We start from the raw sequence: 14,749 nt of genomic DNA, 5'->3' as shown, positions 1-14,749 counted from the left end.
GCGTTCGAAATAGCGGTTAGGACAGTTCCTAAAAACATCTGAATCTTTGTAAACTACCATTTCTGGTCCACAATTGGAGGTATGCATTAAGGATTAATCTTATATAATAGTTATCTTAGGCTAAGGAACAGGTCATTTATAAATGAAAAAAATAATAGCGCTTGCGCTTCTGGTAGTGGCTGTTGGAGTCGCTGCAGGGGTTCGTTATGCAGGTAATGACGAACCAGAATATATTCAATCTGCAGAAATTCGCGTGGGTTCTTATTTAACCAGCGATTATGGTAGCGTTGCCTGCGCCAGCAAAAAAGTGAACGATCAGCGTTGGGAATTAGACTGCACTCATCAGGCGAGAGGAAAAACATTCCAGTTTGCGGTGTATCCCTCTGAAAAAGCACCTTATGGTGTCGCTCGCTCCTTTTATCTGGAAGCCATTAATGACGATGCAAAACAGAGCGCTGAGCAGGGCCTTATGCGTTATTTGCAGATCAATACCCATACTGGTTAATAAGGTTGTTTAGCGTTCGTTAAGACAACAGGTGTTAGGTTGTATGAGATCCGCTGCCCGGCCATGGAGTGTCGGGACGTAGAGACCAAAACACAAATCTATCCATGCAAGCATTTACCGCCATTTTTTGGCGGTTTTTTTTGCGCAGACCGTCGCGATAGGGTTATGGCGTCAGGCGATAATGCGACTGCACCAGGCCCGAAGGGAAGCTGCGGCTTGATACCAGTGTCAAATCAATATCCCGGGACAACGTTCCGAACAGCGGTTTTCCCTCCCCGAGCAGTACAGGTACGGTCGTGATCACCATATCGGCTACCAGTCCTTCGCGCAGGAACGACTGTATCACCTGTCCGCCATCAAGATAGACGCGATGTACGTCCTGCGCAGCGAGATCGTCCAGCACCTCCTTTGGCGTCCGGGATGAAAACTGCACTTTTCCCTTTAGCGCCTCAGGCACGGGCGTACCGGCCAGCTGTCGGGAGAGCACCAGCACGGGACGATCGTAAGGCCATGCGTCAAAGGTCAGTACCTTTTCATAGCTACCCCGGCCCATCACGATCCACTCTTTGTCCGCGATGAATGCCTCATAGCCATGATCTTCCGTTGGATCGTCGCGCTGCAGCAGCCAGTCGATATCGTCATTCTGTCGGGCAATGTAACCATCAAGACTGACCGCGATAAAAACGTGTGTGGTAACCATCAGGTGCTCCGTGTACCAGTGTAGCCCTTAAACTGACGCCTCAGCGTGCAGTACCAGGACGTGAAAATTGTTTACGATACTGAGCCGGGGAAAGCGCGAACTGCTGGCGAAAATGATGACGCAGTGTCGACGCCTGGCCAAACCCGGTCTGTTCAGCGATGCTGTCGATGCTTAACCGGCTGCTTTCCAGATAATCTTTCGCTCTCAGCAGGCGCTCATTGATTAACCAGCGTGCGGGCGTCGTCCCCGTTGCCGCCTCGAAGCGACGAAGGAAGGTGCGCTGGCTCATTCCGACCCGACGCGCGAGGGAGTCGACGCTGTGCGCCTCGATAAGATGCGTGTGCAGAAAATCAAACAGCTGGCCGAGACGCTGGCTTTCCCGCAGCTGGGCTACCGGACGGCTCAGCTGCTGTGGCTGTGAACCATCCCGGTGAGGGGGAATGACCAGCCGACGCGCCACGCTGTTGGCGGTTTCCATGCCATAATCCCGCCGCACAACGTGCAGACAGAGATCGATTCCCGCCGCGCTGCCAGCGGACGTCAGAATATCGCCTTCATCCTGGTAGAGTACATCCTCAACCACGTCGATGTCAGGGTAGAGGACTTTTAGCGCGTCAATGTAGCGCCAGTGCGTCGTGGCTTTGCGGCCGTTCAATAGCCCCGTTGCGGCCAGCACAAACACTCCCGAGCAGATGGAGAGCAGCTGGCATCCTCGCGCGCTGGCCTGGCGTAGTGCCTCGCAGAGCGCGTCCGGAACCGGTGAATCTATCCCCCGCCAGCCGGGAACCACAATCAGGTCCGCAGACGCAAGCAGGCTTAAATCACCATCGGTAACGATGCGGATCCCGCCTGTTGCCCGAAGTTCACCGCAGTCCATGCTCGCCACCGCAAAACGATACCACTCGTCGCCCAGCTCGGGACGCGGCAGGCCGAAGATCTCCACCGCTACGCCAAACTCAAAGGTGCACAGACCGTCATACGCCAGCACCACCACCTGCGGGCGGGCAATTTGTCTTAAGTTTGTCATCTTTTTGCTGTTTTCTGGCATAAGCGAACGCATTCACGGGCTGAATTTGTGGATAGAGTAGTGTTAACACAAACGCCAAAGATGAGGAAGGATCATGAGCTATGTTACTGAATTTCCGGCCGCCGAGCCGCAGGAAGCCGTTACCCATTTTCTGCGCCGCCTGAGCGTTGAAACCGACTGCGCGGATGTGCATCACGCCATCGCCAATAATGAGCAGGACTTCGTGCTGCTGCACGTAGTGGGGAGCCCGGAGCAGTTTGCCCGCCGTCACGTACCTGGCGCATTGCACCTGCCGCGGAGCCAGATTACCGCCGAGCGCATGGCCGAATGGCCTGAAGGCACGCTGTTCGTCGTTTACTGCGCAGGGCCGCACTGTAACGGCGCGGACAGAGCCGCGCTCAAGCTTGCGCGCCTCGGGCTGCCGGTCAAAATCATGCTCGGGGGGATCACCGGATGGGAGGATGAAAATTTCGCCTTTGCCAGCAGCGAAACCGCCGTCGCGCTGTGAACATGAATTTTTTTCAACACCCGTGAAATTTTCTCGTTTGCCGGTGCCAGTGAGGTATGACATTGTTTTTGGACATTTAGACATCCAGAAGTCTAAAGCTTCAAATGATGAATTATCACTGCTGGCAATTATCGTCGGCAGACTGAGGAGATTTCCATGCAACGACAGCACGCCCCGTACCGCGCCGATGTAGTCGGCAGTTTCTTACGCCCGGATGCCATCAAACAGGCTCGCCTGAAGTTCGCCAGCGGCGAAATTGACGCCGGACAGCTTCGCGCGGTAGAGGATGATGCCATCCGCCACGTCGTTGAGCAGCAGTGTGCATGCGGCCTGCATGTGGTCACCGACGGTGAATTCCGCCGTGCCTGGTGGCACTTTGACTTCTTTGACGGTCTGCAGGGCGTTGAGCGATACGATTCACAGCAGGGCATTCAGTTCAACGGGGTACAAACCAAAGCCCACGGCGTGCGCGTCACCGGCAAGCTGGGCTTTGGCGACCATCCGATGCTTGAAGATTTCCGCTACCTGAAAAGCATCAGCGGCAATGCTCAGCCGAAGATGACCATTCCCAGCCCGAGCGTGCTCCATTTCCGCGGCGGGCGTAAAGACATCGATGCGACGGTGTACCCGGATCTAAATGACTATTTCGACGATCTTGCGACCACCTGGCGCGACGCCATCCGCGCATTTTACGACGCGGGCTGCCGTTACCTGCAGCTGGACGACACCGTCTGGGCCTATCTGTGTTCGGACGACCAGCGCCGTCAGATCCGCGAGCGCGGCGATGATGCCGATGAGCTGGCACGCATCTATGCCCGCGTACTGAACAAGGCGCTGGAAGGCAAGCCGGAAGATCTTACTATCGGCCTGCACGTCTGTCGCGGTAACTTCCGTTCAACCTGGATTTCCGAAGGCGGCTACGAGCCGGTGGCGGAAGTGCTGTTCGGCACGGTCAACGTTGACGCGTTCTTCCTTGAATACGATAACGACCGCAGCGGTGATTTCGCGCCATTGCGCTTCATTCGCCCGGGCAAGCAGCAGGTGGTGCTCGGCCTTATCACTACTAAAAACGGCGAGCTGGAGAACCCGGAGGGGATTAAAGCTCGTCTGGAAGAGGCGGCGGAATACGTGGCAAAAGAGCAAATTTGCCTCAGCCCGCAGTGCGGCTTTGCCTCTACCGAAGAGGGCAACAGCCTGAGTGAATCCCAGCAGTGGGACAAAGTCCGTCTGGTCACGCAGATCGCCAGCGAAGTCTGGTAAATCCTCTTCCACAGCGCTGCATTATAAAAGTGCAGCGCTGTGCCATTCTGAGACGTTCTCTTTACATCCTGCGTTCCCCCTCCTGAAATAGCGCTTCCTCCATTCTGGCATCCTTTTTGCTCCTGCTTCGCTGACACATTTTTTTCCGCGTCCACGCCGTAACGGACGTTTTCGCATAGCGTTCTTTTTCAGGAGTGAAAATATGCAGCGTCGTACCTTATTAAAAGCCTTTGCGTTATCCGCGTCCGTCGTGGCGATGGGAATGAGTTTTGGCGTGCAGGCGGCCGAGACCATCAAAGTGGGGATCATGCATTCTCTTTCCGGCACCATGGCCATCTCCGAAACGCCGCTGAAAGACGTCGCGCTGATGACCATCGACGAGATCAACGCGAAAGGCGGCGTGCTGGGTAAAAAACTGGAGCCGGTGGTGGTGGATCCCGCCTCAAACTGGCCGCTGTTTGCCGAGAAGGCGCGCCAGCTGTTAAGTCAGGATAAAGTGGCGGTGGTATTCGGCTGCTGGACGTCGGTATCGCGCAAATCCGTGCTGCCGGTCTTCGAGGAGCTGAACGGTCTGCTGTTCTATCCGGTGCAGTATGAAGGCGAAGAGATGTCGCCAAACGTCTTCTATACCGGTGCGGCGCCGAACCAGCAGGCCATCCCGGCGGTGGAATACCTGATGAGCGAAGACGGCGGCGCGGCGAAGCGCTTCTTCCTGCTGGGCACGGACTATGTTTATCCGCGCACCACCAACAAGATCCTGCGCGCGTTCCTGCATTCGAAAGGGGTGGAGGATAAGGACATCGAGGAGGTTTATACCCCGTTCGGTCACAGCGACTACCAGACCATCGTCGCCAACATCAAGAAATTCTCTGCGGGCGGTAAAACCGCCGTGGTATCGACCATCAACGGCGATTCCAACGTTCCGTTCTACAAAGAGCTGGCTAACCAGGGTCTGAAGGCGACCGACGTGCCGGTGGTGGCGTTCTCCGTGGGAGAAGAAGAGCTGCGCGGGATCGACACCAAACCGCTGGTCGGCAACCTCGCGGCGTGGAACTACTTTGAATCCGTGGATAACCCGACCAACCAGGCCTTCGTGGCGGATTACAAAGCCTATGCCAAAGCGCACAAGCTGCCTAACGCCGATACCGTGGTGACCAACGACCCGATGGAAGCGACTTACGTGGGGATTCATATGTGGGCGCAGGCGGTGGAAAAAGCGGGCACTACCGACGTGGATAAAGTGCGTGCGGCTATGGCCGGCCAGTCCTTTAAGGCGCCGTCAGGCTTCACGCTCACCATGGATGCCACCAACCACCATCTGCATAAGCCGGTCATGATCGGCGAAATCGAAGGCAACGGTCAATTCAACGTGGTGTGGCAGACGGAACAGCCGGTGCGCGCCCAGCCGTGGAGCCCGTTCATCGCCGGGAATGACAAAAAGCCCGACCAGCCGATGAAAACCGCCAGCAACTAAGCCATCACCAGGGAGAAACGTCATGAACGCCATGCGCATGTTCATCGCTCTTGTATGGCTTTCCGGACTGCTGCCAGGGATGGCGCAGGCATCGGATGCCGATCGTTTTGTTGCCGCCAGCCGCAGCCAGCAGGCGGAGTTGCTGACGCAGTGGGCCGCAGCGCCGGACGCCGCGAGGCTGCCGCTGCTGCAGGCACTGCAAAAAGAAAATCTCTATACCGACAGTCAAAAGCACGCCTTTGCGCAGCGCAGCGGTCAAATGGTGTCGCTCGGTGACGCTAAGTCGATCGAAGGGGCAGCCAAAGCCGTTCGTTTGACCAACCGGCTGCGGGTTCTGGCCGCCACGGCCATCGCTACGCATCAGCTGGTGAGTGACAGTGTCACAGAAAGGCGGGCGGCGGCTCGTCAGCTTCAACGGGATGCCCAGCCCGGAATGCTCGCGTTTCTGGAAAAGCGGGTAAACGATGAAACGGACGCGGTGGCACGTCAGGCGCTATTACTGGCGGTGGCGAATCTCCAGCTAGCCAGCCCGCAGGCAGAGGTGCGCCGCAAGGCCGTCGAGTTATTAGGGCAGTCCGACGATCCGGACGTGGAGTCCAGACTTACCCCGTTTACCCAGGCACAGACAGAGCCGGATGCCGGGGTTCGCGCTGCCGCGCAGGATAGTTTGAGCCAGATCCAGCATCGACTGATGTGGGGCGATCTGCTGGGCCAGGCGTTTATGGGGCTCTCCCTGGGCTCGGTGCTGCTGCTGGCGGCGCTGGGGCTTGCCATCACCTACGGCCTGCTGGGCGTTATCAATATGGCGCACGGCGAGATGCTGATGCTGGGGGCGTATGCCACCTGGATGGTGCAGCAGGCGATGGCCGGGCTTGCGCCCCAGTGGCTGGCGCTCTATCCCGTTATCGCGCTTCCGGTGGCGTTCTGCCTGACGGCGGGCATCGGAATGGTGCTGGAGCGCACCGTGATCCGCCATCTGTACGGTCGCCCGCTGGAAACGCTGCTGGCAACGTGGGGGATCAGCCTGATGCTCATCCAGCTGGTGCGCATGACGTTTGGCGCCCAGAACCTGGAGGTGGCCAACCCGGCATGGCTGTCCGGCGGGGTGCAGGTTTTTGCCAACCTGACGCTGCCGTGGAACCGCATCGTGGTGCTGGGCTTCGTGCTGCTGGTGCTGTTCTTTACCTGGCTCATTCTGAATAAAACCCGTCTGGGGCTCAACGTGCGCGCGGTGACGCAGAACCGCAGCATGGCCGCCTGCTGCGGGGTACCGACAGGCCGCGTCGATATGCTGGCGTTTGGGCTTGGCTCAGGAATTGCGGGGTTAGGCGGCGTGGCGCTATCGCAGCTCGGTAACGTCGGGCCGGAGCTGGGCCAGGGCTACATCATCGACTCTTTCCTCGTGGTCGTGCTCGGTGGCGTAGGCCAGCTGGCAGGCAGCGTGGCCGCGGCGTTTGGTCTGGGTATTTTCAATAAAATTCTTGAACCGCAGATGGGGGCAGTGCTGGGCAAGATCGTGATTCTGGTGGCGATCGTGCTGTTTATTCAGAAACGCCCTCAGGGGCTGTTTGCGCTGAAAGGGAGGGTGATTGACTGATGAGCCAGCCGCTGACCTTAACGCTGGCGCGCAAAGCGCCGCGCACAACGCAACTTGCAGGCAGCCTGCTGGTGGTGTGTCTGCTGATATTACCGTTTTTCGCCTTACTGCCTGCGACGCATCCGCTGGCGCTGTCAACCTGGATGCTGACGCTGATTGGCAAGATCCTCTGCTATGCCATCGTTGCGGTGGCGCTGGATCTGGTGTGGGGCTACGCCGGGATGCTCTCTCTTGGGCACGGCATCTTCTTCGCCCTGGGCGGCTACGCGATGGGCATGTACCTGATGCGCCAGGCCGCGGGTGACGGTCTTCCCGCGTTTATGTCGTTTCTCTCCTGGAGCGAACTGCCGTGGTTCTGGTGGGGAACCCAGCATTTTGCCTGGGCGCTGGTGCTGATTGTGATGGTACCGGGCCTGCTGGCGCTGGTGTTCGGCTGGTTCGCCTTCCGCTCAAAGATCAAAGGGGTCTATTTCTCGATTATGACCCAGGCGCTGACCTATGCCGGGATGCTGCTGTTCTTTCGCAACGAAACCGGTTTTGGTGGCAATAACGGCTTTACCGGCTTCACCACGCTGCTCGGGTTTTCGGTGACGGAAACGACCACCCGTATCGCGCTGTTTCTGGCGACCGTGCTGTTGCTGATTCTGGCGTTGGGCACCGGATTTGCCCTGGCGAAGAGCAAGTTTGGCCGCATCCTGACCGCCGTTCGCGACGCAGAAAACCGCCTGACGTTTTGCGGCTATGACCCGCGCGGGTTCAAGCTGCTGGTATGGACGCTTTCTGCCGTGCTGTGCGGCCTGGCGGGGGCGCTGTACGTCCCGCAGGTGGGCATTATCAACCCCGGTGAAATGTCGCCGACCAACTCGATTGAAGCCGCGATCTGGGTGGCGCTGGGCGGGCGCGGCACGCTGGTCGGGCCGGTGATTGGCGCGGCGCTGGTAAACGGCGCCAAGAGTTTCTTCACCGTCGCGATGCCGGAATACTGGCAGCTGTTCCTGGGGCTGATTTTCATCGCCGTCACGCTGTTTTTACCGCGCGGCGTCTACGGTCTGTTTCGAAAGGGAGACAAATAATGCAGCCAGCCGAAGGGTTATTTACCCGCCAGTTGCCGGGCGATCGTTACCGTGAACAGACCGACCCGGTGCTGCAGCTTGAGGCCATTAACGTCAATTTTGATGGGTTTCAGGCCCTGACCGATCTCTCGCTGAATATCGGCGTGGGCGAGCTGCGCTGTGTGATTGGCCCTAACGGCGCCGGTAAAACCACGCTGATGGACGTTATCACAGGTAAAACTCGGCCAAAGAGCGGCAGCGCGATTTACGATCAGTCCATCGACCTGACCGCGCTGGAGCCTGCGGCCATTGCCCGCCAGGGGATCGGGCGTAAATTCCAGAAGCCCACGGTTTTTGAAGCGCTGACGGTGTGGGAAAACCTGGAGATCGCCATGAAAACCGATAAATCCGTCTGGGCGAGCCTGCGGGCAAAACTCAGCGGTGAGCAGCGCGACCGCATTGATGAGATGCTGGTTTTGCTGCGCCTTAGCAGCGAGCGCGACCGCCGCGCCGGGCTGCTTTCGCACGGGCAAAAACAGTTTCTGGAGATCGGTATGCTGCTGGTTCAGGATCCGCACCTGCTGCTGCTGGATGAACCGGCCGCTGGGATGACCGACGCGGAAACCGAATACACCGCCGAGCTGTTCAAAACGCTGGCGGGTAAGCATTCCCTGATGGTGGTGGAGCACGATATGGGCTTTGTTGAGACTATCGCCGACCACGTCACGGTGCTGCATCAGGGACGCGTGTTGGCGGAAGGTTCGCTTCGCGAGGTGCAGGCCAACGAGCAGGTGATTGAGGTCTATCTGGGGCGCTAAGGAGCGATGATGTTACAGGTTAACGAACTGAATCAGTATTACGGCGGCAGCCATATCCTGCGCGGCGTGAGTTTTGAGGCCGTCACCGGAGAAGTCACCTGCCTGCTGGGGCGCAACGGCGTCGGGAAAACCACGCTGCTGAAGTGTCTGATGGGGCTGATCCCGGCGAAAACCGGGGAGGTCATCTGGCAGGGTAAAACGATCACCCACAGCAGGCCGCACCAGCGGGTGCAGTCTGGCGTGGCTTACGTCCCGCAGGGCCGCGAGATTTTCCCGCGCCTGACCGTGGAGGAGAACCTCCTGCTGGGGCTATCACGATTTTCCGCCCGCGAGGCGAAGCAGGTACCGGATGAGATCTGGCAGCTGTTTCCAGTCCTTAAAGAGATGAAGCATCGCCGCGGGGGCGATCTCTCCGGTGGACAGCAGCAGCAGCTGGCGATTGGCCGCGCGCTGGCGAGCCGTCCGCAGCTGCTGATACTGGACGAGCCGACGGAAGGCATACAGCCTTCTGTCATAAAGGAAATTGGTCATGTGATCCGAACCCTGGCGAACAGAGGCGACATGGCGATCCTGCTTGTTGAACAGTTTTACGACTTTGCCGCCGAGCTGGCCGACAGCTATCTGCTAATGTCGCGCGGTACCATTATCCAGCGCGGGCGGGGTGAAAACATGGAGCAGGAGGGCGTTCGCGGGCTGGTTGCGATTTAAAATGTTATAATATAACATCCGCATTCTTACAAAACGGAATGAGGGTGTTATGTTGGCTGCACATATTGGGAAATTTGCCATGACTCTGGGGGCGCTGCTGGTCAGCGGACAGCTGTTTGCTCACTCGCACGGCCATCAGATGACCGAAGCGGAACAGAGGGCGGCAAACGGAGTGTTTGAGGATAAAGACGTCAAGGACAGAGCGCTGTCAGACTGGGACGGGACCTGGCAGTCGGTCTATCCGTTCCTGCTGGACGGCTCTCTGGATCCGGTGTTTAAACAGAAAGCGCAGAAAGACAAAAGCAAAACCTTTGACGAGGTGAAAGCGTACTACCGCACGGGCTATGCGACGGACGTGGATGCCATCGGCATCGAAAATAACGTGATGGAATTTCATAAGGGCAAAGCGGTCAGCCGCTGTCAGTATGATTACAGCGGCTACAAAATACTGACCTACGCATCGGGCAAAAAAGGCGTTCGCTACCTGTTTGAGTGTAAGGATGCCGGCAGCAAGGCACCGAAGTTTGTTCAGTTCAGCGACCACACCATCGCCCCGAAGGCCTCTTCCCATTTCCATATTTTCATGGGCAACACCTCCCACGAGGCGCTGCTGAAAGAGATGGATAACTGGCCGACCTATTATCCGAATGAGATGTACAAAGAGCAGGTGGTAGAAGAAATGCTGCACCACTGATGCTTTATTGCCGGGTGGCGGCTACGCCTCACCCGGCCTGGAAGCGCTACGCCACGTTGGGCGTTTCACACCACGCCTTCACGCTCATCCCGCGCAAAATCATCAGCCACGCAATGACGATGGCGACCATCATGATGACAAATAGCGACCAGTGCGGCAGGTTGGTCAGGATAATACCGGTGATCATCGGGTTTGCCGCCGCGCCGAGCCAGCCCAGCGCCTGCGCGGAGAAATAGCTTGCCTTCATCCCCGGCGGGGCAATGTTGTCGATCAGCATGTATTCGCCCGGTGCATAGATAATCTCACCCAGGGTAAAGATGGCGGCAGCGATGCCCCAGTAGACCAGGTTTTCTCCAGAGACCATAAATCCACCCAGCCCCACAATAAAAAACAGGGTGGCGAGGGTCATCAGCGGGCGAATATTGCTGGCAGAGATCTTGCGGCCCAGCGCATATTGCAGCGTCACCACCACGGCGGCGTTGACGGGCAATACCACGGCGACCACCTTTTCAGCGAAATTACTGTCTGCATGCGCGGCCAGAACGTATTGCGAAATGCAGGTCGCGAACGATCCGCCGACGTATGACGCGAGCAGGCCAGAGAGCGTATACCAGAACAGCGCGCGGTCTTTCAGCAATACCGACGGCTGCCAGGGCATCTTCTCCTCGGCGGTATCCAGCGCAACGCTTTTCTGCACGAAGAAATGGATGAATCCGAGTGGCAGCGCGGCGCAGAAGGCCGCCAGCCAGAACGGCAGCTGCAGGCTGTACATCACCAGCAGGGTGCCAATCGGCGGCCCGATCGTCCAGCCAATGTTCAGGAAGCTGTAGTTAAGCGAGAAGACGCGCGCTTTCTGGCTTGCGGTGAGCACGTCGGAGAACCAGGCCTTCAGCACCGTCGAAAAGACGGAATAGGCGCAGTTGATCAGCGCAAAGAACAGTACCACCAGCGTGACGTTATCGACCAGCGGGATCGCGACAAATCCGGCGATGAAGGCCACGATCGCGATCAGCATGTAGCGCTTTTTATCAAACTTATCGGCAAGAATGCCAAATCCCAGGCTGAACACTACGCCGATGGTCAGCGCAATCGTCAGGGCATAACCAATATTCTCAACGCTCATGCTGTAGACGCGCGTGAGATAAATGGTCATAAACGGCAGCGTTGCCCCCCGACCAATGGTTAATAACAATGACGATGCCAGCAGCGCTGCGGTTGAGCGCCTGAGAGATGGTTTCATATTCCTGCCCGACAGTTGCTTATGCTTTTTATGTTGTGTCCTAAAAGGAGTATCACGACATAAGGGGCTTGTATAGCGCCCAATTTATCCGTAAGTGCTTCGCCTGACTGCCAGAATTAATGATCTTCTCGCCGCGCGCTTTTTTCTGTTACCTTGAAGTGTTAACAAATAATTAATAATTCAGGGGCAGGGTATGACGCGTAAAGACGGGCTGCTGGCGTTGCTGGTGGTCGTAGTATGGGGGCTCAATTTTGTGGTCATCAAGCTGGGGTTGCACAACATGCCGCCGCTGATGCTGGCCGGTTTGCGTTTTTTGCTGGTCGCATTCCCGGCCATCTTCTTTGTGGCGCGTCCAAAGATCCCCTTTAATCTGCTGCTGGGCTACGGTCTGACCATCAGCTTCGGCCAGTTCGCCTTTCTCTTCTGCGCCATCAAGTTCGGGATGCCGGCCGGTCTTGCCTCGCTGGTGCTGCAGGCGCAGGCGTTCTTTACCATTATTCTCGGCGCCTTCGTGTTTGGCGAACGATTACAGGGCAAACAGCTGGCGGGCATTACGCTGGCGGTGTTCGGCGTGCTGGTGCTCATTGAAGCCAGCCTGAATGGTCAGCATGTGGCGCTGCTCGGCTTTATGCTGACGCTGGCGGCGGGGCTGAGCTGGGCCTGCGGGAATATCTTCAACAAGCTGATTATGCAGCACGAGGCGCGCCCGGCGGTGATGTCTCTGGTGGTCTGGAGCGCGCTGATCCCGATAATCCCGTTTCTGGCGGCGTCGTTTATTCTGGATGGTCCGGATGTGATGCTGAACAGTCTGGTCGAAATCGATCTGACCACAATCCTTTCTCTTGTCTATCTGGCCTTTGTCGCCACCATTGTGGGCTACGGGATCTGGGGATCGCTGCTGGGGCGTTATGAAACCTGGCGCGTGGCACCGTTATCCCTGCTGGTGCCGGTGGTAGGGCTTGCCAGCGCAGCGATTTTGCTGGGTGAAACGCTAAGCGCGCTGCAGCTGATTGGCGCCGTGCTGATCATGGCCGGACTGTACATTAACGTCTTTGGCCTGCGGGTTCGTCGGGCGACGCGGGTAAGAAAGGCATAAAAAAAGCCCCGCGTCTGCGGGGCAAAAACGAATCAGAGGCCGTGCTGATTATAATAAGGCACGCCTAATTCGTCGGATTTGTCGCTACCAGCACCCATATGATTGAAATCATAAGGCGACTGGTCATGTGCGGACGGCAAAATCATCGTATCAGGATTATTTTGCTGCGTTGCACGAGGGGTTTGCTCCGCGAAGGTCTGACTGGAGAACAGCACCAGCAAGGCGAGGGCGGCGGAGGCGGTAACTTTCATGATTTCCTCGGTTACGTCTTTACAGGCGATGATTAACTACAGTGTTTTAACGGATACAGGTAGCGGGATTCGCCCGGCACGCTGGTGATTCGGTACTTGTGAGGCGGCACGTCAAAATAGTTCTTGAACGTACGCGTCAGGGTTTGTTGCGATTCAAATCCGTAACGCTCCGCCAGATAAAGGATCGGCTCATTGCTTTCTTTCAGTTTCTGGGCAATTTCCGTCAGCTTGCGGCTGCGAATGTATTGACCTAATGAATGACCGGTCTCTTTTTTGAACATCCGTTGCAGGTGCCATTTGGAGTAACCTGAACGCTCTGACACTTTTTCAAGGGAGAGCGGCGATTCCAGGTTATCTTCGATCCAGTCCAAAATGCTATGAATGGTGATAGCGTCAGTATTGCGTCTGGACATCGTCATACCTCTTTTTCTGTTTACGGCAGTATTTTCTTGAGTAAAAGCTCAAGGGTTGCCACTTCATCTGCCGTTAAGTTTTTTGTTAGTTCCTGATGCAGTGTTTGTCCTACCAATTGATGACATTGCTCGCACATGGCCGCGCCATCGCTGGTTAGCTTCACCAGTACGCCGCGTTTGTCATTCGGGTTAGGGCTTCGTTCTATCCATCCTTTGCAGACGAGACGATCGAGCATGCGGGTTAACGCGCCCAGATCGACAGAGAGCACCTTTTTCAGCTCAACCGGTGTGATACACACTTCGCAGCGAATGGAACACAGCACTTTGAACTGTGTTGCGGTGATATCCAGCGGTGACAGATAGTCATTGAGCAGGCGATCTTTTTTCTGATTTACCATATGAATAAGACGACCCAGCGGAACAACGTCGTTAAAGATATCACTGGTGCTTTTCACAATGGTTGCCCTGGCAAGTAGTTAGTCACGGCAGATATTATTGCTCAGGCAAGTATAAGTCAACTGAATGAGGCAGCCGATGCCACGAATTGCTAAAACGTTTCATGAACTTTTTTTGAGGTCTTTCAAATCATATAGATAACTGTGAGTTATCTTTCCAGGACGGACATAATCGTTGCGTTGCGCCCATGGCTCAATGTCACACTTTCACCCTATAATTGCTGTGTTAAATATGGATAAGGACGACAACGCACTATGTTGGATTTAATAAAAGCAATCAGCCTTGGGCTGGTGGTCTTGCTGCCGTTGGCTAACCCGTTAACGACGGTGGCGCTGTTCCTCGGGCTGGCAGGGAATATGAACAGCGCCGAGCGCAACCATCAGTCGATGATGGCCTCCGTGTATGTGTTTGCCATCATGATGGTGGCTTACTATGCCGGACAGGTGGTGATGAACACCTTCGGGATTTCCATCCCCGGCCTGCGTATCGCCGGGGGGCTGATTGTGGCCTTTATCGGTTTCCGCATGCTGTTCCCGGCGCAAAAAGCGCATGAGTCGCCGGAAGCGGCCAGCAAATCGGAAGAGCTGGAAACCGAACCGACTGCGAATATCGCCTTTGTGCCGATTGCCATGCCGAGCACGGCGGGGCCGGGTACCATCGCGATGATCATCAGCTCCGCCTCAACGGTGCGGGACAGCGCAACCTTCCCGGACTGGGTGCTGACGGTTGCGCCACCGCTGATTTTTGCGATTATCGGGGTTATCGTGTGGGCGTCGCTGCGCAGTTCTGGCGCCATTATGCGCTGGGTAGGCAAGGGCGGTATCGAGGCGATTTCCCGTCTGATGGGCTTCTTACTGGTCTGTATGGGCGTGCAGTTTATTATTAACGGCGTGCTGGAAATTATTAAGACCTATCATTGATGTGATTGCCGGGTAAGGCGAAGCCGCCAC

17 protein-coding genes are annotated in these 14,749 nt (G+C 56.7%); 11 read left to right on the top strand and 6 right to left on the bottom strand.

Annotated elements, in window-relative coordinates; genetic code table 11:
* Positions 1–142 precede the first annotated feature (142 nt).
* The gene (locus tag INF68_RS18085; protein ID WP_109844188.1) at positions 143–505 is read left to right on the top strand and encodes a hypothetical protein; all 363 of its coding nucleotides are present in this window, start codon (positions 143–145) and stop codon (positions 503–505) included.
* 163 nt (positions 506–668) lie between these two features.
* On the opposite strand, the gene INF68_RS18080 is transcribed toward INF68_RS18085, so the two are convergent.
* Together INF68_RS18080 and ftrA are read right to left on the bottom strand one after the other, a co-directional pair.
* Positions 669–1,205 carry a dihydrofolate reductase family protein gene (locus INF68_RS18080; protein WP_126787331.1) on the bottom strand — a complete coding sequence of 179 codons (537 nt, stop codon included), beginning with the start codon at positions 1,203–1,205 and terminating at the stop codon, positions 669–671.
* Between the two features lie 40 nt (positions 1,206–1,245).
* Positions 1,246–2,253 carry a transcriptional regulator FtrA gene (ftrA, locus tag INF68_RS18075; protein ID WP_126787332.1) on the bottom strand — a complete coding sequence of 336 codons (1,008 nt, stop codon included), beginning with the start codon at positions 2,251–2,253 and terminating at the stop codon, positions 1,246–1,248.
* A gap of 73 nt (positions 2,254–2,326) precedes the next feature.
* On the opposite strand from ftrA, the gene INF68_RS18070 reads away from it, so the two are divergent.
* The 8 genes from INF68_RS18070 to zinT all read left to right on the top strand — a co-directional run bounded on the left by INF68_RS18070 (position 2,327) and on the right by zinT (position 10,343).
* Positions 2,327–2,740: a rhodanese-like domain-containing protein gene (locus tag INF68_RS18070; RefSeq protein ID WP_126787333.1), complete on the top strand. Its 414-nt coding sequence runs from the start codon at positions 2,327–2,329 to the stop codon at positions 2,738–2,740.
* 156 nt (positions 2,741–2,896) lie between these two features.
* The gene (locus INF68_RS18065; protein ID WP_126787334.1) at positions 2,897–4,000 is read left to right on the top strand and encodes a cobalamin-independent methionine synthase II family protein; all 1,104 of its coding nucleotides are present in this window, start codon (positions 2,897–2,899) and stop codon (positions 3,998–4,000) included.
* A gap of 202 nt (positions 4,001–4,202) precedes the next feature.
* The gene (gene urtA / locus INF68_RS18060; protein WP_023311766.1) at positions 4,203–5,474 is read left to right on the top strand and encodes an urea ABC transporter substrate-binding protein; all 1,272 of its coding nucleotides are present in this window, start codon (positions 4,203–4,205) and stop codon (positions 5,472–5,474) included.
* 22 nt (positions 5,475–5,496) lie between these two features.
* Complete coding sequence (gene urtB, locus INF68_RS18055; RefSeq protein WP_126787335.1) at positions 5,497–7,071, top strand: urea ABC transporter permease subunit UrtB; 1,575 nt, start codon at positions 5,497–5,499, stop codon at positions 7,069–7,071.
* Positions 7,071–8,144: an urea ABC transporter permease subunit UrtC gene (gene urtC / locus INF68_RS18050; protein ID WP_063441508.1), complete on the top strand. Its 1,074-nt coding sequence runs from the start codon at positions 7,071–7,073 to the stop codon at positions 8,142–8,144. Before urtB ends, urtC begins: the two co-directional genes overlap by 1 nt.
* Positions 8,144–8,941 (top strand): urea ABC transporter ATP-binding protein UrtD, encoded by a 798-nt coding sequence (gene urtD / locus INF68_RS18045; protein ID WP_126787336.1) that lies wholly within the window; start codon positions 8,144–8,146, stop codon positions 8,939–8,941. Before urtC ends, urtD begins: the two co-directional genes overlap by 1 nt.
* Positions 8,942–8,950: 9 nt before the next feature.
* The gene (gene urtE, locus INF68_RS18040; RefSeq protein WP_126787358.1) at positions 8,951–9,649 is read left to right on the top strand and encodes an urea ABC transporter ATP-binding subunit UrtE; all 699 of its coding nucleotides are present in this window, start codon (positions 8,951–8,953) and stop codon (positions 9,647–9,649) included.
* A 52-nt stretch (positions 9,650–9,701) separates the two neighbouring features.
* A complete protein-coding gene (zinT, locus tag INF68_RS18035; RefSeq protein WP_126787359.1) occupies positions 9,702–10,343 on the top strand; it encodes a metal-binding protein ZinT in 642 nt (213 codons plus the stop codon).
* Positions 10,344–10,389: 46 nt separating this feature from the next.
* Here the strand turns inward: zinT and ydeE are convergent, their stop codons facing one another.
* A complete protein-coding gene (gene ydeE / locus INF68_RS18030) occupies positions 10,390–11,583 on the bottom strand; it encodes an efflux MFS transporter YdeE (RefSeq protein WP_063441504.1) in 1,194 nt (397 codons plus the stop codon).
* A gap of 193 nt (positions 11,584–11,776) precedes the next feature.
* Between ydeE and eamA the strand changes: the two genes are divergently transcribed.
* Positions 11,777–12,679 (top strand): O-acetylserine/cysteine exporter, encoded by a 903-nt coding sequence (gene eamA / locus INF68_RS18025; RefSeq protein WP_126787337.1) that lies wholly within the window; start codon positions 11,777–11,779, stop codon positions 12,677–12,679.
* A gap of 32 nt (positions 12,680–12,711) precedes the next feature.
* Here eamA and marB read toward each other — a convergent pair whose 3' ends face one another.
* From marB to marR, 3 genes are read right to left on the bottom strand one after another with little or no spacing between them, the layout of a single operon-like run.
* On the bottom strand, positions 12,712–12,930 hold the full coding sequence (marB, locus tag INF68_RS18020) for a multiple antibiotic resistance protein MarB (RefSeq protein ID WP_029741246.1): 219 nt from the start codon (positions 12,928–12,930) through the stop codon (positions 12,712–12,714).
* A gap of 32 nt (positions 12,931–12,962) precedes the next feature.
* Positions 12,963–13,343 (bottom strand): MDR efflux pump AcrAB transcriptional activator MarA, encoded by a 381-nt coding sequence (gene marA, locus INF68_RS18015; protein ID WP_008502237.1) that lies wholly within the window; start codon positions 13,341–13,343, stop codon positions 12,963–12,965.
* A gap of 20 nt (positions 13,344–13,363) precedes the next feature.
* Positions 13,364–13,798 carry a multiple antibiotic resistance transcriptional regulator MarR gene (marR, locus tag INF68_RS18010; protein WP_008502236.1) on the bottom strand — a complete coding sequence of 145 codons (435 nt, stop codon included), beginning with the start codon at positions 13,796–13,798 and terminating at the stop codon, positions 13,364–13,366.
* Between the two features lie 255 nt (positions 13,799–14,053).
* Here marR and INF68_RS18005 point away from each other — a divergent pair, with 255 nt between their 5' ends.
* Complete coding sequence (locus INF68_RS18005; RefSeq protein ID WP_109844177.1) at positions 14,054–14,719, top strand: MarC family NAAT transporter; 666 nt, start codon at positions 14,054–14,056, stop codon at positions 14,717–14,719.
* Positions 14,720–14,749 lie beyond the last annotated feature (30 nt).

The organism is Enterobacter cloacae complex sp. P16RS2, assembly GCF_014982155.1.
In the GTDB taxonomy this organism is placed as follows: Bacteria; Pseudomonadota; Gammaproteobacteria; order Enterobacterales; family Enterobacteriaceae; genus Enterobacter; species Enterobacter cloacae_M.
The sequence above is the reverse complement of the archived record's forward strand: the minus strand, read 5'-3'. Positions and strand labels throughout refer to the sequence as shown.